Source organism: Oleiphilus sp. HI0086 (assembly GCF_001635225.1).
The window spans coordinates 1-782 of record NZ_LWFZ01001107.1 but is presented as its reverse complement, the minus strand read 5'-3'; the positions used below and the strand labels follow the sequence as shown (position 1 = coordinate 782).

General features: G+C 45.1%; 2 protein-coding genes. One reads left to right on the top strand and one right to left on the bottom strand.

Features of this window, described 5'->3' with window-relative positions; translation table 11 throughout:
- A partial coding sequence (locus A3756_RS19595; RefSeq protein ID WP_304438910.1) for a lipopolysaccharide kinase InaA family protein occupies window positions 1-329 on the top strand: 329 nt, incomplete at its 5' end.
- 15 nt (window positions 330-344) lie between these two features.
- On the opposite strand, the gene A3756_RS19590 is transcribed toward A3756_RS19595, so the two are convergent.
- A partial coding sequence (locus A3756_RS19590; RefSeq protein WP_197481400.1) for a lysophospholipid acyltransferase family protein occupies window positions 345-782 on the bottom strand: 438 nt, incomplete at its 5' end.

Sequence of the window (782 nt, the reverse complement as noted above, 5' to 3'; positions counted from 1 at the left end):
ACCGCATTCCTAATGCACAAGACTTACTGCAAGTACTCAAACAAGTACAAAGCAAAGACTTCTATTTCACATTAGGCGCTTTAATCGCAAGATTCCACAAAGCGGGTGTTTATCATGCTGACCTGAACATTCAAAACATTTTGCAAGATGAAGAGGGCTTATTTTGGCTCATCGACTTTGATCGCGCCAAAATGTTAAAGCCAAAGCATGCCTGGAAAAGCAGTAATCTGAAGCGCTTAAAACGCAGCTTTGAAAAGGAAGTAACAAGGCATGGGATAAAGTGGACTCACAATGACTGGAATTATTTGATTGAAGGCTATTCTCAATAGCAGCGTTAAACCAATCTATGGGTTAAGCTTACTATAAGCCTTACGCCCGTCTATCGTCATCCCTTTAAAGCGTTTGTACTCCCATTGGTATTGTTCGGGATGACTTTCGATACATGCTTCAACTGAGCGATTCAATGCCGCGACGGATGTAGCGATATCGTCACTATATATCTCAGGATCAGCTGGTTTGAACACCATATCAAAACCATCCCCTTTGGGACGGCGAATCGCACACAAGCTCACGACTTCACAGCCAGTGCGGCCAATCAAGCGAGATACAAGCTTTACCGTATTAGCCTCTATTCCCATAAAAGGAGCATTAACACCGCCCGTTCCGCCTGGCACCTGGTCTGGCAGAATACCAACCATCCCCTGATCCGAGAGGATAGAAAACAAACGAATAACGCCCCGCCTATTGGTTGGCACTAACTCAGAACCATGACGACCTCGCAC